Source organism: Bradyrhizobium sp. LLZ17 (assembly GCF_041200145.1).
Classification (GTDB): domain Bacteria; phylum Pseudomonadota; class Alphaproteobacteria; order Rhizobiales; family Xanthobacteraceae; genus Bradyrhizobium.
On the sequence record NZ_CP165734.1, the window covers coordinates 2,760,129 to 2,782,841 of the forward strand.

Sequence of the window (22,713 nt, forward strand, 5' to 3'; positions counted from 1 at the left end):
GCTGTCTAGTTCGGCTTGCCCCAAGAGGCCGGCCCTTTGGCCCTTCAACGCCGAGAGCTATTCGCCCTTGGCGTGGTGGCGGCTGTTGCCGCCGTCGTGTTCCGTGCCGCCGAGCGGCTGCTGTTGACCACGACGCTCCAGGCGATCAGCGTCCTCTACGGTGGCGATGATCTCACCGCCGCAATGCGCGGTGACGCGAGCGGCGCCATCGGCGGGGCCGTGGAGCTCATGCCGATCAACGAGATCACGCTCTATGTCGACATCACGATGACGGCGCTGATGCGCACGGCGCTCGCCGGCAACGCAGCGTCGGCGTTGGTTATGGCTCAGGTCATCGGCCTCACCGACGTCGGGCACGAACTCGCAGCTGAACTCGCCGACTCCTGGCTGGACTACGGTGGCCGGCATTCGCGCGAACGGGACAAGTTCAGCGAAGCCCGGGTCATCTTGACCACCGCGTTCGCTGAACGCCCGAGCAAGGATAGCGACGCATGAAGCTCCAGCGCCTAATACCGAAACTTAGCTGGACGGCACCCACGACGAACATGAACGGCAGCTCCCGATTGAGCGGCTGCCTCATTGGGGCGCACGCATGAGCAAGGCCTCCAAGCCCGGCAAGGCGGGCACCGTCCCCGAGACGGACGTCAACATGGAGCCGAACGTAACCTTGGGTGACGGCGCTGACGACGACTTCGACCTGCCCATCGTCGATGAGGACATCATCTTGAGCGGCGCCGCGGCCGATGCCGCCGACCTCGAAGAGAATTTCAAGAACCTGCCCCGCATCTTGCGCGTTGCGCTCCTCATCAACCAACGTAGCCGCAACATACATGATCGTCTGGTCGCCGACATCGAGATGCTGCGCCCTGGCTTGCCGCTGACCGCGAAGTTCGCGACCGTCGACGACGCCGCCACAGCGCTCGCTCTAGCCAAGGACCTCGACCGGTGTGCCGTCGCCGATGACGCTCCCGAACTCCGACATCTCGCCGACTGCGTCCGCGTGCTCAGCCTTCCGATGCAGACCGATCTGGCCAGTTCGGAGGATTACCGGCGCGTCACTCGGACGCTCATGGCTGCCCTTACTCGGCTGCCGGCTGACATAGATCTGCAGCTCGCCGCCGACATCGAGACCTTCTGCGTCGGCTGGGCCATGATCCCTGCGCTGCAGCACCGCCTGCCCCGCTACCCGCGACCGGGCCTCGTGGCCGCGGCCGAGGCCAGCAATTTCGGCGACCTGACTGCGACCCGCCGGATCGAGGCCGCCGTGGAGACCATGCGGATCAGGACCGAAGCGCGAGTTTCCAGTCAACGAGGCGAAGCCGAAGACATCGATGAACGGACAGCACCACGGGAGCGAGTCCCTCCAGCGTCGGCGACGGGACTGCATCAATGCGTGGTCGCACAGCTGCCCGTGAAGGAGATGAAGAACACCAGGCTCAAGGACCTGCTTCCTCAATTCGAGGGCGTCATCAACAAGGTCGTGCCCCTCGTCACGCCACCGCCTCTCGAGCAGGTCCGCAACGCGCTCGTGTTGGAATTTCCCTACGCCAAGAACGTCATCGACATCGTGATCGCCGACCTCGTCGGCAGGCCGACTGTTTTGGTTCGTCCGATCCTGGATCTGGGGGAGCCCGGTGGAGGGAAGTCTCTGTTTGCACGCCGGATCGCCGAGCTCCTAGGAGTGTCTTGCTGGCGTACCGATGCTTCCCGGGCCGACTCAGTTTTCGCGGGGACCGACCGGCGTTGGAGTTCCGCCGAGCCCTGCCATCCGTTCTTAGCGATCGCTCGTGCCGGTCATGCCAACCCGATGGTGCTGCTTGATGAGCTGGAAAAAGCAGGCGGGATGAGTGCGGGCACCCGTCCCGACGGCGTCGGGCGGCTCTGGGATTGCTTGCTCGGCCTCTTGGAGTCCGAGACCAGCATCCGCTACCCCGATCCATTTTTTCAGAGCAACGTTGACCTCAGCCACATCAGCTACGTTGCCACCGCTAACAGCGTGGCGGGTCTTCCCCGCCCGTTGCTCGACCGCTTCCGCGTCGTCACGTTGGCGCTGCCCTCGCGCGACCATCTCGATGCCTTGTTGCCGGCTGTCATCGCCGGCCTCGCCCGCGACCGCGGTCTCGACGCTCGCTGGGTTGCCCCGCTTGATCGCGATGAGCATGCGGCCATCGCATCCTCGTGGAAGGGGGCTCGGTCCGCAATTTGCGCCAGCTCGTCGAAGTCATCCTACGCGATCGCGACGCCAACGCGACCCGGAACTGAGACCACGATCATGTACAAGCCATCGAACACTCCGTTCGGCCTGCCTTGGAGGCGACCGACGAATCCACTAGTGAAGGCTCCCTCCGAAGTGCCGGGCTCGCAGGAGGTTGATCTGTCCACGGATGCCGAAACGACCGAGACGATGGCGCGCTCGCTCGAGGCCACGGGCAACTACAAAGTCCTGCGCCGCCTCGTCCCGCGGAGTACCCAGCCCCGGTCCGCGACCGATCGGATTGGATTGATCATCGACCTGGAAACGACCGGCCTTGACACGACGCGCAACGAGGTACTGGAGATCGCCGCTATCAAATTCGGCTATGCCGGCGATCGGATCACCTCGATCATCGACACCTTCCAAGGATTTCAACAACCGTCGGCACCGATCGAGCCTGCCATCACCGCCTTGACCGGCATCACGGACACCATGGTCGAAGGTTACCACGTCGATAGCACGGCGCTCGAGCAATTCGTGGCGAACAGCCATATTGTAATCGCGCATAACGCCGCTTTCGACCGCAAGGTTGCGGAACGGCACTGGCCTTTCTTCGCGAACTGTCACTGGGCCTGTTCGGCGATGGGCATCGACTGGAAAGCCCATGGCCTTGCTGGCGCCCGCCTCGCCTATCTGCTCTCACAATGCGGTCTCTTCCACGACGCTCATCGGGCGCTGGATGATTGTCACGCAGTCCTCGAGATCTTGGCACTCGACCTTCCGGGCACCAAGCAATCCGGGCTTGCGGCTCTGCTCGATCGCGCCCGTCGCCCTCAGCACCGCATCTGGGCTGACGGCGCGCCATTCGCGCTGAAGGACACGCTCAAACAGCGTGGCTATCGGTGGAACGACGGTACCGATGGCCGCCCCAAGGCCTGGTACGTGGACGCCGATACTGTCGACGCCGAACTGGACTACCTCCGAAAGGAAATTTACCGTCGGGACGACCTCGACATCGTGTGGCGCACGATAACTTCACTCGATCGGTTCTCAACCCGAATTTAACAGAGCGACATGATTGCTGTGCGCTTAGATTTTGCCCTTGCTGCACGCTCTAGCGCGTCTGCGCGTAGTGCAATAGGTGCCAAATTTCCAGCCGCGACGCGGGCAGCTAACTCACCAAATTCCTGCGCAATATTTGCCTCGCCAAACCCGCGTCTCTTATTTGCACGTTCCAGCTCAGCCTGAGCTGGCTTTCCGCGAAATCAGGCGGCAGGGCATAAGCCTGAACAGATGTTTGCCGCTGAATTTGATCTGCGATGCCTTGAACCTGAGCGGCGGTCGGTTGGCACTTCTGGACCTGAGCTACTCGATTGAGCTGTGTTTGGAATGCTTGGAGTGAGGGGCTCCACCCCGGATCGAATGCCTGCCGAGCGGCGGGATATTGGTCAATCCATTCTTCGAGTGTTCCCCAGCCCCAAACCTCAATGCGGATACTTCGCTTCTTCTTGGCCTGATCAAGCGTCAGTTTCTGGGCCAACTGATCCAGCACCCTGTCGTTCTTGGCCGTTGTAATGATGATGTATTCTTTTAGGTTAGGTGAATACTTGAGAGCCTTCTTCACCTCGGCGCGGGCCCGCCAAAGTCGAAAAGCTCTCTCGTAAAATCATAGACTTCGGAGAACAGCCCTCTCACCCCCGACCGTCGTGGTGGTGACGGAGTGCTAGAGCATGTTGTCGCGGCTTCTTGTGGGAGCCTTTTCATAAGCGGCCCCTTCGACCAAGCCCTGAACGCAGCTTTTTTTGAGAGGTTCGATTGCTGGTGCGCATGCTCTCAGATGATGAACCTATACCCTGCCGCGCATTTCTGCCCAGGATAGTGAACCAGATAGGCGCCTACTTGGCGCGACTCTTTGGTGGCCTTGCAGGCGGTGTACGGTACTCGGTCCATCTTCATTCACGCTAGTGTGGACGTTCCGTCTAACGCGCGCCGCCCGTTGGCCCTCGCCTATTGCGCCGATGATTGTCGATCGGCGGGGCGCCAACTGGGGTCAAAGGACGCGCCGATTTACGGCAATTGCGCGCCACGCTGGCGGGACAACCTTATCTGGATGGAGACAGCCCCGACCACACGGACTATTCCTTGTTCGGCGTCTTTCAGCGTGCGAGGGCGATCAGTGAATTTCGCCTGCTTGAGGACGGCAATCCAAATTGCTGGCTGGCGGCATCGAATGCTGGAGCTTCACGGGCGGCTTGCCGGCAACGCGCCGCGCTACGCGGTCTGATCGGTGCCGCCGCCAAGCCGTTGGCGGTCGTGTGGCGCGTCGAAGTCGAGCGCCGGCCCGACCGGGACGATGCCCGTCGGATTGACCGAGCGATGGCTCGCGTAGTAGTGCCGTTTGATGTGGTCGAAATCAACGGTCTGCGACACGCCTGGTGTCTGGAAGATGTCGCGCGTGTAGGACGACAGATCTGGGTAATCAGTTATACGCCTGATATTGCACTTGAAGTGGCCGTAATAGACCGCGTCGAACCGGATGAGGGTCGTGAACAGCCGGATGTCCGCCTCCGTAATGCTATCGCCCAAGAGAAAGCGCCTATCCGAAAGGCGCAGATCCAGCCAGTCCAACGTGTCAAATAGGGGGGCGACCGCCTCTTCGTAGGCCTCCTGATTGGTGGCGAAGCCGGCCTTGTAGACGCCGTTGTTCAGAGTGCTGTAGATGCGCGCGTTCACGCCATCGATCTCCTCGCGCAACTTCTTGGGATAGTAGTCGCCTTGTGCTGCGCCGATACCCGCAGTCGATGGTATTTACTCAGTTCACAGATACGATGGACTATCTGCGCAACCATCTGGTCGAGCGAACCGGCCGGTCGATAATGTGCTTCTCGGGGGTGGAGGCGAAGTCCGCGGCAACGATGGTTCGTGGAAGCGGATCAGCCGCGAAGAGGTCAAAAGGCGCTTTCGCGAACATCACGCAGATATACTGGTGTGTACCGATGCCGCCGCGGAGGGGCTCAATTTCCAGTTCTGCGGGGCCTTGGTGAATTACGACATGCCATGGAATCCTATGCGCGTCGAGCAGCGGATCGGCCGCATCGACAGGCTCGGGCAACGTTTCACGGACATCCGCATCGTGAATCTGCATTATGCCGGCACTGTCGAGGCCGACGTGTACGTGGCAGCCCGCGATCGGATCAATCTGTTCGAGAACGTGGTGGGCGGCTTGCAGCCCATTCTCGCCAAGCTCCCGACGCTGATCAGAGACACCGTGCTCGGGAGCGCAGAAGAACCGGACCGGACGCAAGATGCAGTCCGGCAAGCCGATTGGCCGGATAGTTGACACGAGCCGCTGCGGGAGCGGCCTTGGCTTCTGGGCTGGTGACGACTGAGGTGACTGCGACGCCGGCGGCGGCCATGCCGGCTCCGCTCATGAATTTTCGGCGGCCGACATCGACCATACGATCGCAACGCTGCGACATGGTAAATACTCCTAGGTGCGCCGGTACGCCTACCCGCGCCTGGTTTCCTCGGATGGGCGGCCGGTACGCCTACGGGCCGGAGCGCTCGATCGTTGTCATTCAATCTTCAAAGTAAGTATGTACGATATGTCGAGATTTCTCGACATATTCAATAGTCGAAACGTTGTGGCTTGTCACCAGTCCTTTGGGCTAGAAAGGCGCGCGACTCGATGCTTCAATCCGGGGACTTTTCGATGCGGAAAACCACGCTGGCCGCGGCGAGCCACGCGAACGCGGTGCCAGCCGGCGCTTTGAGCGAGGCGCACGCGATTTCGGCCCTCGCAGCGCTGGCCCAGCCGACCCGGCTCGCAATCTTCCGGCTATTGGTGAAGCACGAGCCGGTGGGTATTACCGCAGGCGTGATCGCCGAGACTATTGGCGCACCGCACAACACGCTCTCCTCACATCTGGCCATCTTGGTTCGGGCCGGTCTCCTTCGCTCATCGCGCGAGGGCCGCACCATCATCTATCGGTCCGACGTCGAGGGCGTGCGGTCAATCATTGCCTTCCTGGTGAACGACTGCTGCGACCGCCATCCGGAGCTCTGCAATCTGGTGGCGGAGGATGCGGTGGCGTGTTGCGCGCCGAAGGCGAAAGCGGCGAAAAAGACGGCCAAGCGCAAGAACTGAGGGCGGGCGCGACCATTTGCGGCATCGTGCCCGACATCTGCCCCTGATCAGGCGACACCTCCATTCGACTGTCGTCCACAGCCCGACGGAACACGTGGACAAGCGGTAGCCTGTGCATTTCGGAATCCCTGACCCGTGCTAACCGCTCGGAACGAGCCGGCGGCCCCAAGGATTCGTCTCGGCAGGAGCGATCTCGATGCTGATGACGATGGAAAGACGGCCTGCGATCCGCACGCTACGCGGCTGGGCCATCTCGGTGCTGCAGGAGGCCGGCGCCATTCGCGAATGCGAGGAGCACGGCTGGATGCAGGACCGCGCCGACCCGCATGCGCGGGAGCTCGCGTTGGACATCGCCACGCAGGAGCCACCGGATGGCTTATCTCCGGATCAGGCCATCGCCGAGATCCGCGGAGTGCTGGATTCGATCGGCGACACCTGCCCCGAGTGCCGCCCAGACTGAAGCGCACCGGACAACCCGCGGTCCGATACCGCTATCGACGATCAAGCGATCAGCGGTGCTGCCAGGGTGCCCAGATGCTCCGCAGCGGCACGCACCCGACCCGCGTGCTTTCGCCGCCGGTCCGCGAACTCGGCGGCGTCGACCGACGAACGCACCTTGTAGCCCGCCGCTGTCAAGCGGGCGCATAGCCGCGGCGCCTCCGCAGCAGTGGTGTCATCAGATGCCGGTTGGAGGCCGACCAAACCATTCAATTCGTCCAGCAGACGCAACCCTTCGCTTCGGAGCAGGACCGCCGGGGCCCGGGTCGCGGGCTCGTCGATCAGCAATTCGAACATGAGCGCGAGATCCATCATGGCGCCGAGCGTGGCGGGCCAGCCGGCGCCCACCGACGCCGACCTGAAGTAGATCAGGGAGGGATGAGAAGCGTGGCTCTGCACCACGGAAGCGCACCAGTCGCGCCCTCGATACAGGACGCGCCTGATTTCCTCGGGAGAGTCGAGGTCGGCGTAGCGCTCGAGCAGTCCGAGCGCCGAAGGCGGGTCGCCTGCGGCGGTGGTGAGCTTCAGAATGCCGGCGTCGCGGCGGGAGATTCCCTCCTGCACTTCGAGCAGGTACGTCACCGCCATGGTCAGAACGGAGAGGCCTGAAAGGCCGGCGCAGATCAGGGCCCAACGCGCCGGTCCGTGCGCCTCGATCCCGCTCAGGCCGACCGTGCACAACGCGCTTCCGACGATGAACAGCGCCTCCTGGAAATCGGCCGACGGAGAGAACCAGTCCCCCAGCGCATGCGCGATGAGCCCGTAGCCGAGCAAGAGAAGTCCCATCCAGATGAGGAAGGAGCCCATGAGGATCGACGGCGCGAAGCTGGTCGAGACCCCGCTCTTGCCTCGGCGAGCCCACTTCCAAATCGGCAGCGCGACGGCGAGGAGCCGCCGCGCCACGCGCAGTGCGCCCCTGCTCTCGCCCGGGACGACCACCGTGTCGAATACATCGCGCAGCGCGAAGACGACCAGGACCATTCCGGCAGCAATCTCGATGGTCTGAATGATCATGGCGGAATGCCAGCGGCGCCAGGCGAACTCCGCCCGAACACGTCACGTCTCCGCACGCGTAGCGAGATGCACTGCGGCCATGACGACCAAGACAGCGATCAGGAACTTTCCCGCGGAGATCGTTCTCCGTCCATGTGACCGGCGGGCCAAGTGCATCGAGCACTCCGATTATCGGCGACCAACAGCGCTGCGTTGCGTTCGTTCCGAAGCGGCCGACGGCCCGCGTCGAGGCGACCCTAGCGCCGGCGCGCCACCCAACCCAATACTTTGTCGTAGGAGGAACCTGTCCGGCTCGTCCCAATTGGCTTGTCGCACCAGAACTCTGACGAACGGCGCGGCCATGGTCGAATTCGCACAGCTTCGCGACCGCATGGTCCAGGTTCAACTTGCACGCCGCGGCATCCGTGATCGGCGCGTCCTGGACGCGATGGCACAGGTCCCTCGGGAGCGGTTCGTGGAATCCGGTTTCGAGGAATTCGCCTACGAGGACGGCGCCCTGCCGATCGCGAACGCGCAGACCATCTCGCAGCCCTACATCGTCGCGCTGATGACGGAGGCGGCCGAGCTGAAGCCAGCGGACAAGGTGCTCGAGGTCGGAACCGGTTCGGGCTATGCGGCGGCGGTCGCATCGCGGCTCGCCAGAACGGTTCACACCGTCGAGCGCCATCGCGCCCTGGCCAGGGTCGCCGCCGAGCGGGTTGCGGCGCTCGGCTACGACAATTGCGTCGTCCATACCGGCGACGGCACCCGCGGGTTGCCCGAAGAGGCGCCGTTCGATGCGATCCTCGTCGCGGCCGGCGGTCCGGAAGTACCGGACGCGCTCAAGGGCCAACTGGCCATTGGGGGCCGTCTCGTCATCCCAGTCGGCGATTTGGAGCACGAACAATCGCTGCTGCGGATCACACGCCGAAGCGACATCCAATATGACGAAGAAGCCTTCGGGGCGGTTCGCTTCGTGCCCCTGATCGGAGAGCACGGATGGGCGGAGGACGGCGCGCGCTCCGCCAGCAATCACGTCCCCGGGCGCACGCGTTTCCGCTCGCTCACGGACATGATCGGCGCCGCCCTCGAACCGTTGCCGGCTTTCGACGATCCCGCCTTCGGCGCCCTCTTCGATCGCTTTGCGCAGTCCCGGGTCGTGCTGCTGGGCGAAGCCACCCACGGCACGTCGGAGTTCTACCGGGCGCGCGCTGCGATCACGCGGCGCCTGATCGAGAAGCACGGATTCACGACTGTCGCGGTGGAAGCCGATTGGCCCGACGCCGCGGCGGTCGATCGCTACGTTCGCCACCGGTCGTCGCGCGGTTCGGGCGAGAAGCCGTTCGAGCGCTTCCCGACCTGGATGTGGCGAAACACCGACGTCGCCGCTTTCATCAATTGGATGCGCGAGCACAACGAAAGCAAGCCGGCAGGCGAGCGGGCCGGATTCTTCGGGCTCGACATCTACAACATGCGGAGTTCGATCGCGGCCGTTCTCGCCTACCTCGATGGCGTAGATCCAGAAGCCGCGGCCGTGGCGCGCGAGCGCTACGGATGCCTAACCCCTTGGCAGCGCGAACCTTCGACCTACGGCCGCGCCGTCGTGACCGAAGCCTACCGGAAATGCGAGGCGGAGGTGGTTCGCCAGTGTCAGGATATCCTGGGAAAGCAACTCGACTACACCGCGAACGATCCGGACAGCTTCCTGGACGCGGCGCAGAACGCGCGGCTGATCGCCTCCGCCGAGCGCTACTATCGGATCATGTACTATGGCGGGCCCGAGATCCTGGAACCTGCGCGACACGCACATGTTCGAAACCTTGGGCCATATCCTGGACGCCCAGGGGCCGCGATCCAAGGCGGTGGTCTGGGCGCATAATTCACATATCGGCGACGCCCGCTTCACCGAGATGGGGGCGGTCCGCGAGGAGCTCAACATCGGTCAGCTTTGTCGAGAGAAGTTCGCCGAGGCGGCGTCCCTGGTCGGCTTCGGCACCCATACCGGCACCGTGGCCGCCGCGTCGGACTGGGACGGCGAGATGGAAGTGATGCAGGTGCGGCCCTCTCGACCGGACAGCTACGAGCGGCAGTTCCACGATGCCGGTGTGCCACGCGGCCTGCTTGAATTTCGCCGGGACGAGAGCCTTCGGCGTCGCTTGCTCGAGCCGCGGCTCGAACGGTTCATCGGCGTCATCTACCGGCCGAACACCGAACTGCAAAGCCATTACGCCGAAGCGTCGCTGCCTCAGCAGTTTGATGCATTCTTGTGGTTCGATGAGACGAAGGCAGTCAGGCCCTTGGGACCGGAACATCGCCGCGCTGGCGTCCCGGACACCTATCCGTTCGGACTCTGACGGCGAGGGCTCCGACCAGCGAGTGCCCTCGGAGCTCAGGAACCACCCTCAGATCGAGGCGCGCGTGCCGAGATGCACTGCGACGAGGTCAAGACCGCGACCAGCACGATGCCGGCCGACCTCTCCCTCCGCGCACGCGGCTTTCCGGACCACCTGCATGTAGCCGAACCGTTTTGCCACAGCTAACTGGCGGGCATCGCCGGCTAACGGGTCTAGCGCCGGCGCGCGACCCATACACCGAGCAGGAACGCCACGCACAGCGACTGCAGCGGTGCCATCAAAGTCACCTTGCGAAGTTGGTCGATCCAGCGCATCGCGGCATCCTGCGAAGTGGGCTGCAGCGGCCGGCGGCTCGCTTCCGCCTCGGCGCGCAACCTCGCCGCGGACGCACGATCGACGCCGTCCTGCTCGTTCGTGAGTCCAGAGGCTTCCGTCATTGCCGAGGCTTCTTTCATATCCATGCGGCTCTCCTATTTGTCAGGCGGACTTCCGCTGCGACCTTGCCGCCGGCTTCTTCGCCGCAGCTTCCTTCGCCGGCTTCTTGCCGGCAATCGGCATCAGCATTTCCTTCTGGCCCGCAGCAGCCTTCCGCGGCTTCTTGGCAGGCTTCGCCGCCTTCGCCGGCGCGGCCTCCTGACCAACGCTCCGACGCAGCGCCTCCATCAGATTGACCACGTTGGTCGCCGCCGGCTTATCTTTCGGCGTGATCGGCTTGCCGGCGCGCTTCTGGTTGATGAGCTCGATCAGCGCGCTCTCATAGTGGTCCTCGAACTTCTCCGGCTCGAAGTTGCCCGCCTTCTGGTTCACGATGTGCCTGGCGAGATCGAGCATGTCCTTCGTCACCTTCACGTCCTGAATCTCGTCGAAGTATTCCTGCTCCGAACGAACTTCGTACGGGTAGCGCAGCAGCGTGCCCACTAGCCCCTTGTCCATCGGCTCCAGCGCGATGATGTGCTCGCGGTTGGTCAGCACGACGCGGCCGATGGCGACCTTGTCCATCTCGCGGATGGTCTCGCGGATCACCGCGAAGGCGTCGTGTCCGACCTTGCCGTCCGGCCTGACGTAATAGGGGCGGATCAGGTAGCGCGGGTCGATGTCCGTCCTGTCGACGAATTCGTCGATCTCGATGGTCCGCGTGGATTCCAGCGCGATCTCCTCGAGTTCGTCCTTCGTGACCTCGATGTACTGCCCCTTCTCGAGCTCATAGCCCTTGACGATGTCTTCGTTGGGTACCTCCTCGCCGGTGTCACTGTCGACCTTGAGGTACTTGATCCGGTGGCCGGTCTGCCGGTTGAGCTGGTTGAAGCTGATCTTCTCGCTCTCGGAGGTGGCCGGATAAAGCGCCACCGGGCAGGTGACGAGGGACAGACGCAGGAAACCTTTCCAGTTCGCGCGGGGGGCCATGGCTACGCAACGCTCCAGGGTACGGGGACACGGACTCAAGACGAACGAGGCGGCGCGGTTCCGACAGCTCCGGCCGTGATCCACGCAATTCAAGCCCGCCCCTGCAGCAGCCACCAGCGAAACACGGTCCCGGCGCTTGACTCTTGTGAACAAAATGAGAACATAATCCGATGATCGCTACCCCCGAGCCATCCGGACCGCTCCCCGACGACCTCGATGCCGCCGCCGACCAGGCCATCGCGGCTTGCGGCGGCGATGCCCGGGAAGCCGTCAGGGCGCTGATCGTCGCGAACGACTTCCTTGAGGCCGAGCTCGACCAACTCCGGAGGAAGGTGTCGACCGGCTACGCCCGCGGACGGCTTCCTTCGCGGGTCCGCAAGGGCGTGGCAGATGAGTGACGACGATCTCGAATCCCGCGCCAAGGCCGTGATGAATGCCGTCGCGATCACGCGTATGGAGGGTGGCGAGCCGTCGGCGTTCGTCCGCGAGCAGCTTGCCCGATATGCCGCCGGTGAGATCTCGGCCGACGAGATGCGCCAAAACGTGCTCCGGCATCACGGAGTGAGGCACGATGTCTGAGGTGACCTACTACGTCGCCTTGCCGTTCGTCCCTTCCGACGACGGCATCGCCGCCGGCGAGGCGGTCGAGTGCTTCAATCCGAACGCGGCCGTGATGAAAGCCGAGGCGCTTTCGCGGAAGCCCGGCATCGTCGGCGCGGTGGCCTTCAGCCGCAGCGGGGATCCGGCGACGGGCGACTTCGGAGATGCCACCGTGATCCGGAAGTTCGGCGAGGTGCCGGACGACCTGAGCGCGCTGTGAAACTCGACTGAGTCCGCAGCGAGATCGAACGCATGCGCGGCCAGCTCCGCGCGCAGGAACGCGAGATCCGGATGCTGCAGCGGGCCGGCATCGCGACCGCTTCGGCCGAATTGCTGCTCGGCCGGATGCGAGCCAAGGTCGATGATCTCTGCCGAGAGCGGAATCCCCTCAAAAAGGCCGCCACTAGGCAAGCTACCCACCCGATGACGCGCGGCCGCGACCTCTGCTCGCCGGGCGGCCAGGTCGAAGAACTTCGTTGCGCTCAGAGGAACGACTGCGGGAGTACCAAGTTTTCCCGATGCCCCTGCCCCAAGGGGCGACCCCCGAACTGGCCCCAGCTCAAAGCCCCCTAGCCCCCCAGAGCTGGGGCCTTCGGCCGTCTGGCTTGGAAACGCCGGCGAACGCTCGGGCGGCTTCCACGCTCATTTTTTGTTTGTCATCGCTGCAGTGGCTGAATTATGGGGCGCCGCTCCGCGCGGTCTCGCTCTTAAGCAGCCAGCAGTGTTCATTCACTTCTGCATCAGCGCCGACAGCACTGAACCGTCGTTCAAGATCGAGAAAACCTCCCGGGACGAAAAATGCGCTAAGGCTTGCTCGAAAGTGTCGCTCGCATCGATCTTGGCGCGGCCGACCGCCAGGTTCGGATCGATCATGTCGGGGCGCGCGGCGCGGGGAGGGGGCAGCTGTGCGAGGTGGAAGGCCAAGAGCGCGGCGTCTTCGCGCAACTCCAGCAAGGCCGGTTTGACCCCTGCGTCCGCGGACGCGCTCAATTCGTTCGCTCGACGCAGGACCGGAGGCGGCTCTCGATCTTCCGGCGTGGCAAACAATTTGCCGGACGTGGGGCTGGCAGTGAGTGCGCCTATGGGAACGGCGAATAGCAACCCGACGATGACCGGCGACATCCAGAGCAGAAGGGGTAGCGAAACGGCGTAGGCGCTCACGGCCATGGCGATCCCGCAGAAGGTCGGGACGCCGTACTTACGATAAAGCTCGCGGCGCTCCACCGTGCCGTCGTCGCGCCTTTGCGTCTGCCAGCCCGCATCGCGGCCGGCCAAGATCTCGAGGACCGCGATCGACTGGAAGATCATCATCACGGGCGCCATCAGCGCGGACACGACAACCTCGGCCAGAACCCCGGCCGCGGTGCGCAACGCGCCGCCGAACTGCCTGCGCGCTGATCGCCGCGTCCAGACGAGGACCAAGCTGAGCAGCTTCGGCAACAACAACAGGCCCATGGTGGCGACGAAAACCCAGATGGCGAGCACGGGATCCTGGGCCGGCCAGGTCGGAAACAACGAGAAGCCCTTGGGGAAATATTCCGGACGCACGAAGCGGGCCTGTAGCGAGGTCAGCATTCCCAGCAGCAGGAATAGCAGCCATAGCGGCGCCGTCAGATAGGCCCCGATACCCACCATGAAATGCAGGCGCGACAACCAGTGGAGACCCCGCGTAGGGACCACGGCCAGATGCTGAAGATTGCCCTGACACCAGCGTCGGTCGCGCGCCGCGAAATCGAGCAGCGAGGGCGGCACCTCTTCGTAGCTGCCCCCGAGCATCGGCAGCATGTAGATGCCCCACCCAGCCCGCCGCATCAGCGCAGCCTCGACGAAATCGTGACTCAAGATGTGCCCGCCAAAAGGCTTGCGCCCGCGCAGCTGCGGCAGCGCGGCCGCTTCGGCGAACGCCCTCACCCGGATGATCGCGTTGTGTCCCCAATAGTTGCCTTCCGAGCCGTGCCACCAGGCCACGCCCGCGGCGATCAGCGGACCGTACAGGCGGCCGGCGAATTGCTGGACGCGGCTGAACAGGCTTCGCGCGTTGACGATCATGGGAAGCGTTTGGACCAGCCCAGCGGTGGGGTTCGTCTCGATGGCATGGACCAACCGGACAATGGTATCCCCGCTCATGAGACTGTCGGCATCGAGCACGATCATGAAATCGTAGACGGCGCCGAACCGGGTGATCCACTCGGAGATGTTGCCGGCCTTGCGCGCCCTGTTGTCGGGCCGGTGGCGATAATACAGCCGCGTTGTTCCGACGGACTGTCGCAACGCCATTAGCGCCTTTTCTTCGGTGACCCAGATGTCCGGATCGGTGCTGTCGCTCAGAACGAACCAGTCGAACAGCTCCACGTGCGAGGTCGCCTCCAAGGACTCGATGATCGCCCGAAGCCGGGCCGTCAATCGGTGCGGGTCTTCGTTGTAGGTGGGTAGCAGCATGGCCGTGCGGGCTGCGATGACAGGCAGTTCCACACCTGGCGCGAAGGCGTCCTGGTCGGGACCGTGCGCCAGCAGCACGAAGAAGCCTGCCACCGCGGAGGCAAAGGAAAAGGCCACCCAGGCGAGCAGGATGAGGAATAGCGCCAGCACCATGGCTTCGAGAACGGTGACGCCGCCGACCTGCAGCACGCGATACATCTCGTACCCGCCGGCCCCTGTGAGCGCGGCCGTCGCGAGGAGGATGAGGCCTCGGCGCCAAGCCATCGTGGTGGCGACAGGTGCAGGAACACGGTCCGGTACGCGGTTCTTCCCGAGATCGCCCGGCGCCATGGGGAGCGGGGTCTCGCGCGGCAGCAGGCGTTGAGTCGCGATATCGCCGACGATCGATCTAGGTGACGGGTTCAAGGCGCCCATCGATAGACCCAGACTTCCGACAAGGGCTTGTCGCTTTCGGTCAGAAACGCGCGCAGTTCGATCGGCTCGCCCTTGACCTGACATTGGAAACTCAGTCGCCAACCACCGGTGTAGGGATTGGGCTGCGTGACGATGTTCTTCACCTCGGACTTCTCTGCCGTCACGACGCCTTTGACGCCCGCAGGGTCGATGCCTTTCAGGTTGTCGCCGACGAGATCGAGGACGAAGAGGCGCGCGTCCTCGCCCCTGGCCCCGATGCCTGTGCGCGTGAAACGGGCGAGCGAATGCGCTTTCGGGCTGTCCGGTCCCCAGTGCAGCCGATAGGTGTAGTTGTGTTCGCTCTTGGCCTGCAACGGGTTCTTGGGACGCCAGAATGCGGCGATATTGTCGTGGATCTCCTCCTTGGTCGGGATCTCGAACAGCATCACCCCGCCCTCGCCCCAGTCCCCGATCGGCTCCATCCAGAGACTGGGCCGTCTCTCGAAACTGGATTCGATGTCCTGGTAGGCGAAGAAGTTTCTCTCCCGCTGCATCAAGCCAAACCCGCGCGGATTGAGGTCCTGGAAGGTACTGATCTGGAGGTCGCGGGGGTTGCTGAGCGGCCGCCAGAGGCTTTCGCCCTTGCCATTGAAGATCGCAAGGCCGTCGGAATCGTGGACGGACGGCCGGAAGTCGTCGACCTCGTTGCGGTCGTTCGGACCGAAGAAGAACATGCTGGTCATGGGCGCGAGCCCGGCCCGCTGCATTTCGACGCGCGGGTAGACCGACATTTCGACGTCGAAGACCGTCGTGTCCCCGGGCCGCACGGTGAATCGGTAGCTCGCTGCGCAGCTTTTGCTGTCGAGGAGAGCATGGATCACCAACGACGTCGCACCCGGCGCCGGCCGCTCGAGCCAGAAGGTCTTGAAAACCGGAAATTCCTCGCCCTTGGCTTCGCCCGTATCGATCGAAAGTCCCCGGGCGGAAAGCCCGTACGTCTGGCCCTTGGCGACGGCTCGGAAGTAGCTCGCGCCGAGGAAGACGCAGACCTCGTCGTAATAGTCCGCACGGTTGATCGGCGCGTGGATACGGAAGCCGGCGAACCCGAGATCGGTCTCGTCGAACGCCGGGACCTTCTCGCCGAAGGAAAAGTCCTCCTTGCGGTATTTGATCTCGGTGGCCTTTCCGTCCGCGACCTCGAAGATATTCACCCGGTTCTTGTAGAAGAAGCCGCGATGGAAGAACTGCGCTTCGAAAGGAAGATTCTTGCCGCGCCAAAGGGCACGTTCGGGCAGGAAGCGGATCGAGCGGTACTGATCGTAGTCGAGATCCTTCAAGCCGCCCGGCAGCTTCTCGTCCGGCGCTTCGTAGGGTTTTCCCGCCAACATGCGGGCGAGGTCCCTCACGGAGGAAGGGCTGAACGCGCCTTCCGGCGGGACAGCGGCGGCGAAACCGGTGCGCGAAGCGAGCAGCAATGCCGGCAACACCGCCGACCCTCGAACAAGCTGGCGTCGGTTCACGCGCTCTCCCACTCGCTACTGGTGCCGCGCCCAAGCAACGACGGAGGGGCCCGCGAGTTCCATCGCCGTCTATTAGCGGCAAGGGCGTCGCGCCTCCGATCAACTCGGCCTGTACGCGGGATCCAGAACCGCGCAGGCCGGCCACGCTGGGAAACGAGGGGCGGTGCGCTTCGCATCGCGAAACCGGCACGGAAGCAAGCAGGAAATTCGGCGACGTGCCGGACGATCTCAGCGCGCTCTGAGCGCGCACCTACGGAGCTCGTTATTCGGAGAACCCGGTGGCGACCTACTTGCCCTTGAGGGAGAGGCTGATCCGGGTGACGACGTCGTCCCAGGCGCGCTCTTCTTCGGCGGGATAGTTGATCAGCACGCAATGGACCAGCCGCCCCGAGAAGTTGCAGCGGTCGTAGAAAACCTTGTCGCCCTTGTAGCTGGAAACCGCGAAGAAGCGCGGTGTCACCCGCTTGTACTGGATGCGGGAAGGCGGGTGCTTCTTCGCCAGAAACGCGGCGGGTGAATCGTTTGCGACGTTGGGCGCGGCCTGGATGGTGAGGTCGGCGCGCCCGTCGGCGGTTCGGAAGCGTTGGCCATACCCGTCCGGCTTGCCGGCTTCCTCCGTGAAGATCGACGAAGGGAAATCCACCGCGGTGCCGGTCTGCGGAATGGTGTACCTGGTCCATCTCACCGGTTGCGCCGAGACCGTCGCTGTCGAGGCAGCGAGTACCAAGGCAAGAGCCGCCATCGTTGCCTTCATCGCATTTCCCTCCGGGTCGCGTTCCGCCCCCCGGTCCTATCCTTCCTTCAGCGCCGACTTGACCTCACGTACCGGCCAGCTCTCGCCGTCCCCGATCACGCGCACCTTTGCGTCTCCGCCGACCAGCACGTGAGAACTGAGATCATCGTCAGCCGGCATGACGACGATTTCCGTCTCGGGCTTCCAGTTCAGCGTCAAATCGAGATCGCCAGGAAATATCTGCCAGCGCGAGCCATCGTCGAGTTCGACAATGTGGCTCTCGGAATGCGATCTGATCCTCATCGCGCAGCCCAGGTGTCCGTGCGCTACTTCTGCCCCGATGGCGCCTGGGCGTTCGAGTTGTTCGGATTCTGCTTGTTGGCTTCGTGATGTCCGATCGCGCATCCCGCCGCGGCGCCCAGCTTGCCATGGCCCGCCATGTGGCCGGCTACGCCGCCGACGATAGCGCCCTTGATGCATCCTTTGGCTTCCGCCGGTGATGCCAAGGCGAGTACGGACAGGCAGGTGATGGCCAAGATCGCTTTCATGATCGTTCTCCGAGCTGAGGCACTTCGGAGAATCAAGTCGCATCGAGCAAGCCCGTTCCGCTCCGGACGGCGAATGCTCGCCGAATACCGCGTGCGGCACCGGCTTGGCTTCCCAGGCGCCCCCTCGCGCATCGTTGAATCCCAAAGACCCGCTTGATGGACCGGCCGGACGTGCGTTGGACGCGAGGGGGTTTGCGGGAACGGTCCATAGCTTCGGCCGTTCGCAAACTGGCATCAGATGTAAGGATTTCCGGGAGCCGCCGGTGCGAATACTTCTCGTCGAGGACGACCCCCTCATCCGCGAATTCGTGGTGGAGGCTCTGCGGGAGGAGGGCTACGAAGTCATCCATGCGGCCAATGGCGAAGACGCGCTGGCATGGTGCGGGAGGCGAGTCGCCGACGTGCTCGTCACCGACGTCAGACTGCCGGGGCGTCTGGACGGATGGCAGATCGCCGAGCGATGCCGCGAGCAGGATCCCGAACTCCCGGTGATCTACGCGACCGGCTTCTCGCCCGTCGCGCCGCGTCCGGTATCTGGCAGCCTGGTCCTGCAGAAGCCCTATGATCCGGCGGACATCGTCAGAGCCGTGAAAACCATGCGCAGGCGCACTTCCCCGAATTGACGGCCCTTCAGCGGGGGACCTCACCTTGAGCCCGACGCGGTGGCGGCTCGGCTGTTCGGCAGCTTGTCTGGCCGTACGGAGCCGCTGAAGCGCGGCACGGCAGTCCCCCTTGTCCGCGTGTCAGTAACAGCCGGAACCTTCGAAGGATGCCGCCGTTGGCAACGACTACTTTCGAGTCACTGGAGGACATGAGATGAAGAAACTGATCGTTTGCGGCGCTCTCGCCGCGTTCGCTCTCGGCACGCAGGCGGCCAGCGCCGCCGAGTTCTACGTCGTGCGCGATGCCACCACCAAGAAGTGCACCGTGGTGGACACCAAGCCGACGACGACCACCACGACGGTCGTGGGCGACGGCGTCTACAAGACCAAGACGGAAGCGGAATCGGCGGTCAAGACCACGAAGGTCTGCACCGAACAGTAGGACTCGACGGGACGACTACGCCCTGATCGAACCTTGAGAGTGGACTGACAATGCCAGTATTGTTGTTGCGGGCCGTACCCGCGGTAATCGTCGTCGACGTTGCTGGGTGATTGGTTAGTTCACATGCATTGAGCGAAATAGGAGCTCAACTTGGACGGCTCGTCCGATTATTCGGGCGGGCCGTTTCCACGTCCGCTCGTCGTTTTCGGCCGCTGACTAGCGCCGTCTACAACGTCTTCCGAATCCTTGGCTCTCTGTATGGGTGGAAGGCATTCTAGCGCACGTCGGCGCGAGCGATCAGCTTGCGGTACTGAATTTCGTACTCTCTCGCCATCCGGCTTGCGGCGAAACGCTCCTCGAAACGCGCACGGATCCTCCTTCTGTCCAGCCGCCCCAATTCCTTCACCGCGCTGATGGCCTGCGCCTCGTCGTCGACGATGAAGCCGGTCACGCCATCCTCGATCACTTCGGGCACGGACCCGAAGCGATAAGCGATCACGGGCGTTCCACAGGCCATCGCCTCGATCATGACGAGGCCGAACGGCTCCGGCCACTTGATCGGAAACAACAAGGCAGCGGCGCCGGCGAGGAACGGCTGCTTCCTGGCTTCGTCCACCTCGCCGACGAGATGGACGTTCTCGCCATCGACGTGGGGCTCCAGCCGCTTCCTGAAATACGCTGTCTCGGCTCGCGGTATCTTGGCGGCGATGCGCAAAGGCATCCCGGCGGCACGCGCGATGCGGATCGCGTCCTCCGGACCCTTGTCCACGCTCAGGCGACCGAGAAACGCCAGATACGATCCCCCTTCGTAGGACGGCTGAAACGATCGCGGCGGCAGTCCGTGGGGGATCGTGCCGATCCAGTTTGCCTCCGGAAGCGGTAGTCGCTGATGTTCGGAAATCGAAACGAAGGCCGCTTCAGGGAACTCCCGGACGACCTCGGATAGCCCCGGCAGGTCCAAGCGGCCGTGCATCGTCGCGAGAAACGGCACGCCAGTCCTGCGCAGCAGGGGAAGCGGCAGCCAATCGACGTGGGAGTGGATCACGTCGAAATCGCCGGCGCGCTTGGCCATGGCTTCGATCAGGAGAGTGCAGGCCGCGTTCGGGTCTGCGCCCTTTCGCCCGAGGCGTAGCGCGCGCGGCCAAACGGGGTGAAGCTTGCCGTTTGTCCGGGAGTCGCCGCTCGCAAAAAGGGTGACATCGTGTCCGAGCTCCACCAGTTCGTCCACCAGCCAAGCGATCACGCGCTCCGTGCCGCCGTAAAGCTTGGGAGGGACGCTTTCGGCGAGCGGCGCGAGCTGGGCGATGCGCATCTGCCACTAGGCTCCGAACGCGCATCGCAGACCCAGCACGACCGTAGCTGAGATCAGAGACGAGATCGCCAGCAGGGTCCAACCTGGCCGCGTGCTTCCGCGGGCAACGCGCCCAACCAGCATCTTTATGCGACTCAGCATTCGTCGGCGGGAAGGCGATGCAGGTAGGCCAGTCCGAAGCTTGCGAGTTCTTCGGCGTCGCTCCCCGGCTCCCGTCCTCTCTTCTCAAGATGGCGATCGAGCAGGCAGCGGCGACTATCCGAGGCATCGATCCCCGGATGCTTCGCCCGGAAGATCGACCAGGCCGTCTCCGCGGCCGTTCTCACTGTAACCTCGTCCACCATTCGCGCGCTCCGGCGACTAGACCCGATGGGGCAACTCGACCTGCTCGGGAAAGTTTCCGGTTTTTCCCGAAGCTTGCGGCTCGCCAGTGCTGCCGGCGCTGGGTTCATCCGGCCCCGATCGAGGGCAGGCCCGACATCGACACCGATCGGCGTGCAGACTCCAGCCCAATCGCATGCAGGCATCCTGCAGCAGCACCCGACGGTCACACAGCTTCAGTTACGAACGAGCGAAACTGCCCCAGGTTGCTCCCAGTTATCTGAGGAGATCTCGCACGGCCTACGAAGAACGAGAAACAGGAAATCTGATCGACAGCGACAAGGTCGAAGGGACCGCAGTCTATGGGGCCGACAGTCAAGCGCATTGGCTCGATCGAACGGGTGATGATCGACAAGATCAGCGGCAAAGTCGCCTACGCGGTGCTGGGCTTTGGCGGCTTCTCGGAATCGGAGACGACCATTACCCGCTTCCGTGGCAATCGCTGAAATACGACACCAGCCTTGGCGGCTACGTGACCGGGATCAGCGACAGTCAGCTGAGAGGCGCGCCAAAGTACAGCGACGAGAGCAGCTGGAATTGGTCGGACCCGTCGGTCGCCCGCTCGGTGGACGACTACTACCGGGGCATTCCGGCCCCATGAGATGAGCGCCGTAGACGGGCCCGGACCCACCGTTGCGCGCCGACCCGGCGTGCCGTCTGCTGCAGCTCCTGTCGGCCTACTGCTCTGGCGGGCGCAACGGCCCCTCCGCCCATTTGAGGGCCGCCGGGTCGTGCAGCGGGTCGTCGTCGCAATTGGTGCAGACATACCGTGACCTACCCTCCCGAGCATCGTCGGGCACAGCCTTCATAGGCCTGCCGCACGCCGGGCGCACGCCTTCCGGACGGGATCGAACACTGGCATCTGATTTCCCCTGCGCTGGCCAGTCTACGTCCGCCGACATTGCGATCTCAAGACGGTTCGCGGAAAATGCCGCGGCGTCGGCGCCAGCCGGCACCGCTTGACTCCACGACCGCACGCATCTCAACTCTGGGCAGTGATGTTGTGGGGGTGCGTCATGGAGCAGGAATTCTATCACGGTTTGGCCCAGCGGGTCCGGGCCATCGCCGAGAGGGCCGATCCGTTCACCCGACGTCGGTTGCTGGAGTTCGCCAAGCGGTACGCCCAGAACGAAGTTCGAAGTTCTCCGCTGACTCTTCTGGGACAATCACAAGCTCAGCAGCTATATGGCCACGTATCGTTACATGGTGCGGAACAACGGCGAGCCCGACATGTCGCGTCCGACATAGGCGCCATCGTCGTCGCGACTCCTGGCCAGCATGATGCCTTCTGCGGTCATCAGCGAGACCGCGCCGAACGACTCACCCGCCGCGTTTCTGGCGAAGAGGCACCCGCCTTCCCGCATCCAGTACAAGCGGGTGACGCCGCGCTTCTTCGCGGTTTCCAGCTACAAGGGACAAGGTTTTCTACGACCGCTGCAACTTCTCGGGGCGGCTGGTCCATTGCGTGCTGATCAACTATCCCGCGCAACAAGAGCACGCCTGGGACGACGTCGTCACCCGCATCAGTCTGTCCCTCAGCGGCAAGTAGGTCGCCACCAAGTCTACGGAATAACGACCTCCGCAGGCGCGCGCTCATAGCGCGCTCAGATCGTCCCGCACGTCCGAACTCCGGATCAGCTTGGCGTGCCTGCCCATCGAGTGTCTGGGCTGGCCGACATCACCCATGAAGTAGCAATGCTCGCTCACTCCCGGCGTACCGAAGTCTTTGGTGTGGCTTCCGATCGCAAATGAGGGTGTACAGGATCGAGCGGTCGGGAACCTCGCTCCGGTGATCTGGGGTCACGACGCACTACGATCGAAGCCGCGTCCGAGATGGGGTGCGGCCAAGATACCGGCGATCCGCCGCCGCTCCTGACCCTGTTCCGCAAACCCGGATCGCGCACCTACTCCGTGCATGACCCGATCTTTGCCATCATACGCTCGAGTGAACCCGATCCAGAGTTGGAACCGGCAAACATTACGTCCGACGGGCTGGTTGACATTGTAGGCAAGGGAAGACGGGTGCAGAATGTCGACGGCTGCTCGTCAACGCCGGAGCTTCCGGGCTGCGAAGACATTTTGCTGCGGCGTTCTTTCGCTCAGGTACAGACGACAAGCGGTCCTCGACCGACGCGCGGCCTAAACAGTCTGCG

The 22,713-nt window shown here is 63.7% G+C and carries 22 protein-coding genes and 6 pseudogenes; 15 read left to right on the plus strand and 13 right to left on the minus strand.

The window, feature by feature from the left end; all coding sequences use genetic code 11:
• The first annotated feature begins 36 nt into the window (after nucleotides 1–36).
• Together AB8Z38_RS13585 and AB8Z38_RS13590 are read left to right on the plus strand one after the other, a co-directional pair.
• On the plus strand, nucleotides 37–495 hold the full coding sequence (locus tag AB8Z38_RS13585; protein ID WP_369725651.1) for a hypothetical protein: 459 nt from the start codon (nucleotides 37–39) through the stop codon (nucleotides 493–495).
• 97 nt (nucleotides 496–592) lie between these two features.
• Nucleotides 593–3,259 carry a 3'-5' exonuclease gene (locus AB8Z38_RS13590; protein ID WP_369725652.1) on the plus strand — a complete coding sequence of 889 codons (2,667 nt, stop codon included), beginning with the start codon at nucleotides 593–595 and terminating at the stop codon, nucleotides 3,257–3,259.
• Nucleotides 3,260–3,365: 106 nt separating this feature from the next.
• On the opposite strand, the gene AB8Z38_RS13595 is transcribed toward AB8Z38_RS13590, so the two are convergent.
• Nucleotides 3,366–3,818, minus strand: a complete 453-nt coding sequence (locus AB8Z38_RS13595) for a hypothetical protein (RefSeq protein ID WP_369725653.1) — start codon at nucleotides 3,816–3,818, stop codon at nucleotides 3,366–3,368.
• Between the two features lie 398 nt (nucleotides 3,819–4,216).
• Here AB8Z38_RS13595 and AB8Z38_RS13600 point away from each other — a divergent pair.
• Nucleotides 4,217–4,399 (plus strand): annotated as a pseudogene (locus AB8Z38_RS13600) (glutathione S-transferase C-terminal domain-containing protein); the annotation flags it as partial.
• A 66-nt stretch (nucleotides 4,400–4,465) separates the two neighbouring features.
• On the opposite strand, the pseudogene AB8Z38_RS13605 reads toward AB8Z38_RS13600, so the two are convergent.
• Nucleotides 4,466–4,987: pseudogene (locus AB8Z38_RS13605) on the minus strand (glutathione S-transferase C-terminal domain-containing protein); the annotation flags it as partial.
• A gap of 85 nt (nucleotides 4,988–5,072) precedes the next feature.
• On the opposite strand from AB8Z38_RS13605, the gene AB8Z38_RS13610 reads away from it, so the two are divergent.
• Nucleotides 5,073–5,534 carry a helicase-related protein gene (locus AB8Z38_RS13610; RefSeq protein ID WP_369725654.1) on the plus strand — a complete coding sequence of 154 codons (462 nt, stop codon included), beginning with the start codon at nucleotides 5,073–5,075 and terminating at the stop codon, nucleotides 5,532–5,534.
• On the opposite strand, the gene AB8Z38_RS13615 is transcribed toward AB8Z38_RS13610, so the two are convergent.
• Nucleotides 5,452–5,673, minus strand: coding sequence for a twin-arginine translocation signal domain-containing protein (locus tag AB8Z38_RS13615; protein WP_369725655.1), 222 nt, complete (start codon nucleotides 5,671–5,673; stop codon nucleotides 5,452–5,454). The two genes, AB8Z38_RS13610 and AB8Z38_RS13615, sit on opposite strands and share 83 nt — an antisense overlap.
• A gap of 233 nt (nucleotides 5,674–5,906) precedes the next feature.
• On the opposite strand from AB8Z38_RS13615, the gene AB8Z38_RS13620 reads away from it, so the two are divergent.
• Both AB8Z38_RS13620 and AB8Z38_RS13625 read left to right on the plus strand, forming a co-directional pair.
• Nucleotides 5,907–6,341 (plus strand): ArsR/SmtB family transcription factor, encoded by a 435-nt coding sequence (locus tag AB8Z38_RS13620; protein ID WP_369725656.1) that lies wholly within the window; start codon nucleotides 5,907–5,909, stop codon nucleotides 6,339–6,341.
• A gap of 196 nt (nucleotides 6,342–6,537) precedes the next feature.
• Nucleotides 6,538–6,801 carry a hypothetical protein gene (locus tag AB8Z38_RS13625; protein WP_369725657.1) on the plus strand — a complete coding sequence of 88 codons (264 nt, stop codon included), beginning with the start codon at nucleotides 6,538–6,540 and terminating at the stop codon, nucleotides 6,799–6,801.
• 41 nt (nucleotides 6,802–6,842) lie between these two features.
• Here the strand turns inward: AB8Z38_RS13625 and AB8Z38_RS13630 are convergent, their stop codons facing one another.
• A complete protein-coding gene (locus AB8Z38_RS13630) occupies nucleotides 6,843–7,853 on the minus strand; it encodes a hypothetical protein (protein ID WP_369725658.1) in 1,011 nt (336 codons plus the stop codon).
• Between the two features lie 340 nt (nucleotides 7,854–8,193).
• Here AB8Z38_RS13630 and AB8Z38_RS13635 point away from each other — a divergent pair.
• Nucleotides 8,194–10,186, plus strand: a pseudogene (locus tag AB8Z38_RS13635) (protein-L-isoaspartate(D-aspartate) O-methyltransferase).
• Between the two features lie 212 nt (nucleotides 10,187–10,398).
• Here AB8Z38_RS13635 and AB8Z38_RS13640 read toward each other — a convergent pair.
• Together AB8Z38_RS13640 and AB8Z38_RS13645 are read right to left on the minus strand one after the other, a co-directional pair.
• Nucleotides 10,399–10,641 (minus strand): hypothetical protein, encoded by a 243-nt coding sequence (locus AB8Z38_RS13640; protein ID WP_369725659.1) that lies wholly within the window; start codon nucleotides 10,639–10,641, stop codon nucleotides 10,399–10,401.
• Between the two features lie 22 nt (nucleotides 10,642–10,663).
• Nucleotides 10,664–11,590 carry a Ku protein gene (locus AB8Z38_RS13645; protein WP_369725660.1) on the minus strand — a complete coding sequence of 309 codons (927 nt, stop codon included), beginning with the start codon at nucleotides 11,588–11,590 and terminating at the stop codon, nucleotides 10,664–10,666.
• A gap of 170 nt (nucleotides 11,591–11,760) precedes the next feature.
• Between AB8Z38_RS13645 and AB8Z38_RS13650 the strand changes: the two genes are divergently transcribed.
• Genes AB8Z38_RS13650 through AB8Z38_RS13660 form a run of 3 tightly spaced genes read left to right on the plus strand, consistent with a single transcriptional unit; the run spans nucleotide 11,761 to nucleotide 12,410 of the window.
• Nucleotides 11,761–11,988 (plus strand): hypothetical protein, encoded by a 228-nt coding sequence (locus tag AB8Z38_RS13650; protein ID WP_369725661.1) that lies wholly within the window; start codon nucleotides 11,761–11,763, stop codon nucleotides 11,986–11,988.
• Entirely contained in the window at nucleotides 11,981–12,169 is a 189-nt protein-coding gene (locus tag AB8Z38_RS13655; RefSeq protein ID WP_369725662.1) for an antitoxin VbhA family protein, read from the plus strand. Before AB8Z38_RS13650 ends, AB8Z38_RS13655 begins: the two co-directional genes overlap by 8 nt.
• Nucleotides 12,162–12,410 (plus strand): hypothetical protein, encoded by a 249-nt coding sequence (locus AB8Z38_RS13660; protein WP_369725663.1) that lies wholly within the window; start codon nucleotides 12,162–12,164, stop codon nucleotides 12,408–12,410. The genes AB8Z38_RS13655 and AB8Z38_RS13660 overlap by 8 nt, the downstream gene beginning before the upstream one ends.
• Before the next feature lie 509 nt (nucleotides 12,411–12,919).
• On the opposite strand, the gene mdoH is transcribed toward AB8Z38_RS13660, so the two are convergent.
• The 5 genes from mdoH to AB8Z38_RS13685 form a co-directional block, all read right to left on the minus strand.
• Nucleotides 12,920–15,043 (minus strand): glucans biosynthesis glucosyltransferase MdoH, encoded by a 2,124-nt coding sequence (mdoH, locus tag AB8Z38_RS13665; RefSeq protein WP_369725664.1) that lies wholly within the window; start codon nucleotides 15,041–15,043, stop codon nucleotides 12,920–12,922.
• Entirely contained in the window at nucleotides 15,031–16,542 is a 1,512-nt protein-coding gene (locus AB8Z38_RS13670) for a glucan biosynthesis protein G (protein WP_369725665.1), read from the minus strand. The genes mdoH and AB8Z38_RS13670 overlap by 13 nt, the downstream gene beginning before the upstream one ends.
• 286 nt (nucleotides 16,543–16,828) lie before the next feature.
• A complete protein-coding gene (locus tag AB8Z38_RS13675) occupies nucleotides 16,829–17,296 on the minus strand; it encodes a hypothetical protein (protein WP_369725666.1) in 468 nt (155 codons plus the stop codon).
• A 36-nt stretch (nucleotides 17,297–17,332) separates the two neighbouring features.
• Nucleotides 17,333–17,578 carry a hypothetical protein gene (locus AB8Z38_RS13680; protein WP_369725667.1) on the minus strand — a complete coding sequence of 82 codons (246 nt, stop codon included), beginning with the start codon at nucleotides 17,576–17,578 and terminating at the stop codon, nucleotides 17,333–17,335.
• A gap of 23 nt (nucleotides 17,579–17,601) precedes the next feature.
• On the minus strand, nucleotides 17,602–17,823 hold the full coding sequence (locus tag AB8Z38_RS13685) for a hypothetical protein (RefSeq protein ID WP_354208961.1): 222 nt from the start codon (nucleotides 17,821–17,823) through the stop codon (nucleotides 17,602–17,604).
• Between the two features lie 263 nt (nucleotides 17,824–18,086).
• On the opposite strand from AB8Z38_RS13685, the gene AB8Z38_RS13690 reads away from it, so the two are divergent.
• Both AB8Z38_RS13690 and AB8Z38_RS13695 read left to right on the plus strand, forming a co-directional pair.
• Nucleotides 18,087–18,446 carry a response regulator transcription factor gene (locus tag AB8Z38_RS13690; RefSeq protein ID WP_369725668.1) on the plus strand — a complete coding sequence of 120 codons (360 nt, stop codon included), beginning with the start codon at nucleotides 18,087–18,089 and terminating at the stop codon, nucleotides 18,444–18,446.
• Nucleotides 18,447–18,639: 193 nt separating this feature from the next.
• Complete coding sequence (locus AB8Z38_RS13695) at nucleotides 18,640–18,867, plus strand: hypothetical protein (RefSeq protein WP_063994857.1); 228 nt, start codon at nucleotides 18,640–18,642, stop codon at nucleotides 18,865–18,867.
• Between the two features lie 274 nt (nucleotides 18,868–19,141).
• Here the strand turns inward: AB8Z38_RS13695 and AB8Z38_RS13700 are convergent, their stop codons facing one another.
• Together AB8Z38_RS13700 and AB8Z38_RS13705 are read right to left on the minus strand one after the other, a co-directional pair.
• Nucleotides 19,142–20,179, minus strand: coding sequence for a glycosyltransferase family 4 protein (locus AB8Z38_RS13700; protein ID WP_369725669.1), 1,038 nt, complete (start codon nucleotides 20,177–20,179; stop codon nucleotides 19,142–19,144).
• Nucleotides 20,180–20,313: 134 nt separating this feature from the next.
• Nucleotides 20,314–20,523, minus strand: coding sequence for a hypothetical protein (locus AB8Z38_RS13705; protein WP_369725670.1), 210 nt, complete (start codon nucleotides 20,521–20,523; stop codon nucleotides 20,314–20,316).
• Nucleotides 20,524–20,780: 257 nt separating this feature from the next.
• Between AB8Z38_RS13705 and AB8Z38_RS13710 the strand changes: the two are divergent.
• From AB8Z38_RS13710 to AB8Z38_RS13720, 3 pseudogenes are all read left to right on the plus strand, one after another.
• Nucleotides 20,781–21,161, plus strand: a pseudogene (locus AB8Z38_RS13710) (PRC-barrel domain-containing protein).
• A gap of 518 nt (nucleotides 21,162–21,679) precedes the next feature.
• Nucleotides 21,680–21,766, plus strand: a pseudogene (locus AB8Z38_RS13715) (glutathione S-transferase); the annotation flags it as partial.
• A 96-nt stretch (nucleotides 21,767–21,862) separates the two neighbouring features.
• Nucleotides 21,863–22,109 (plus strand): annotated as a pseudogene (locus AB8Z38_RS13720) (hypothetical protein); the annotation flags it as partial.
• Nucleotides 22,110–22,713: the final 604 nt, after the last annotated feature.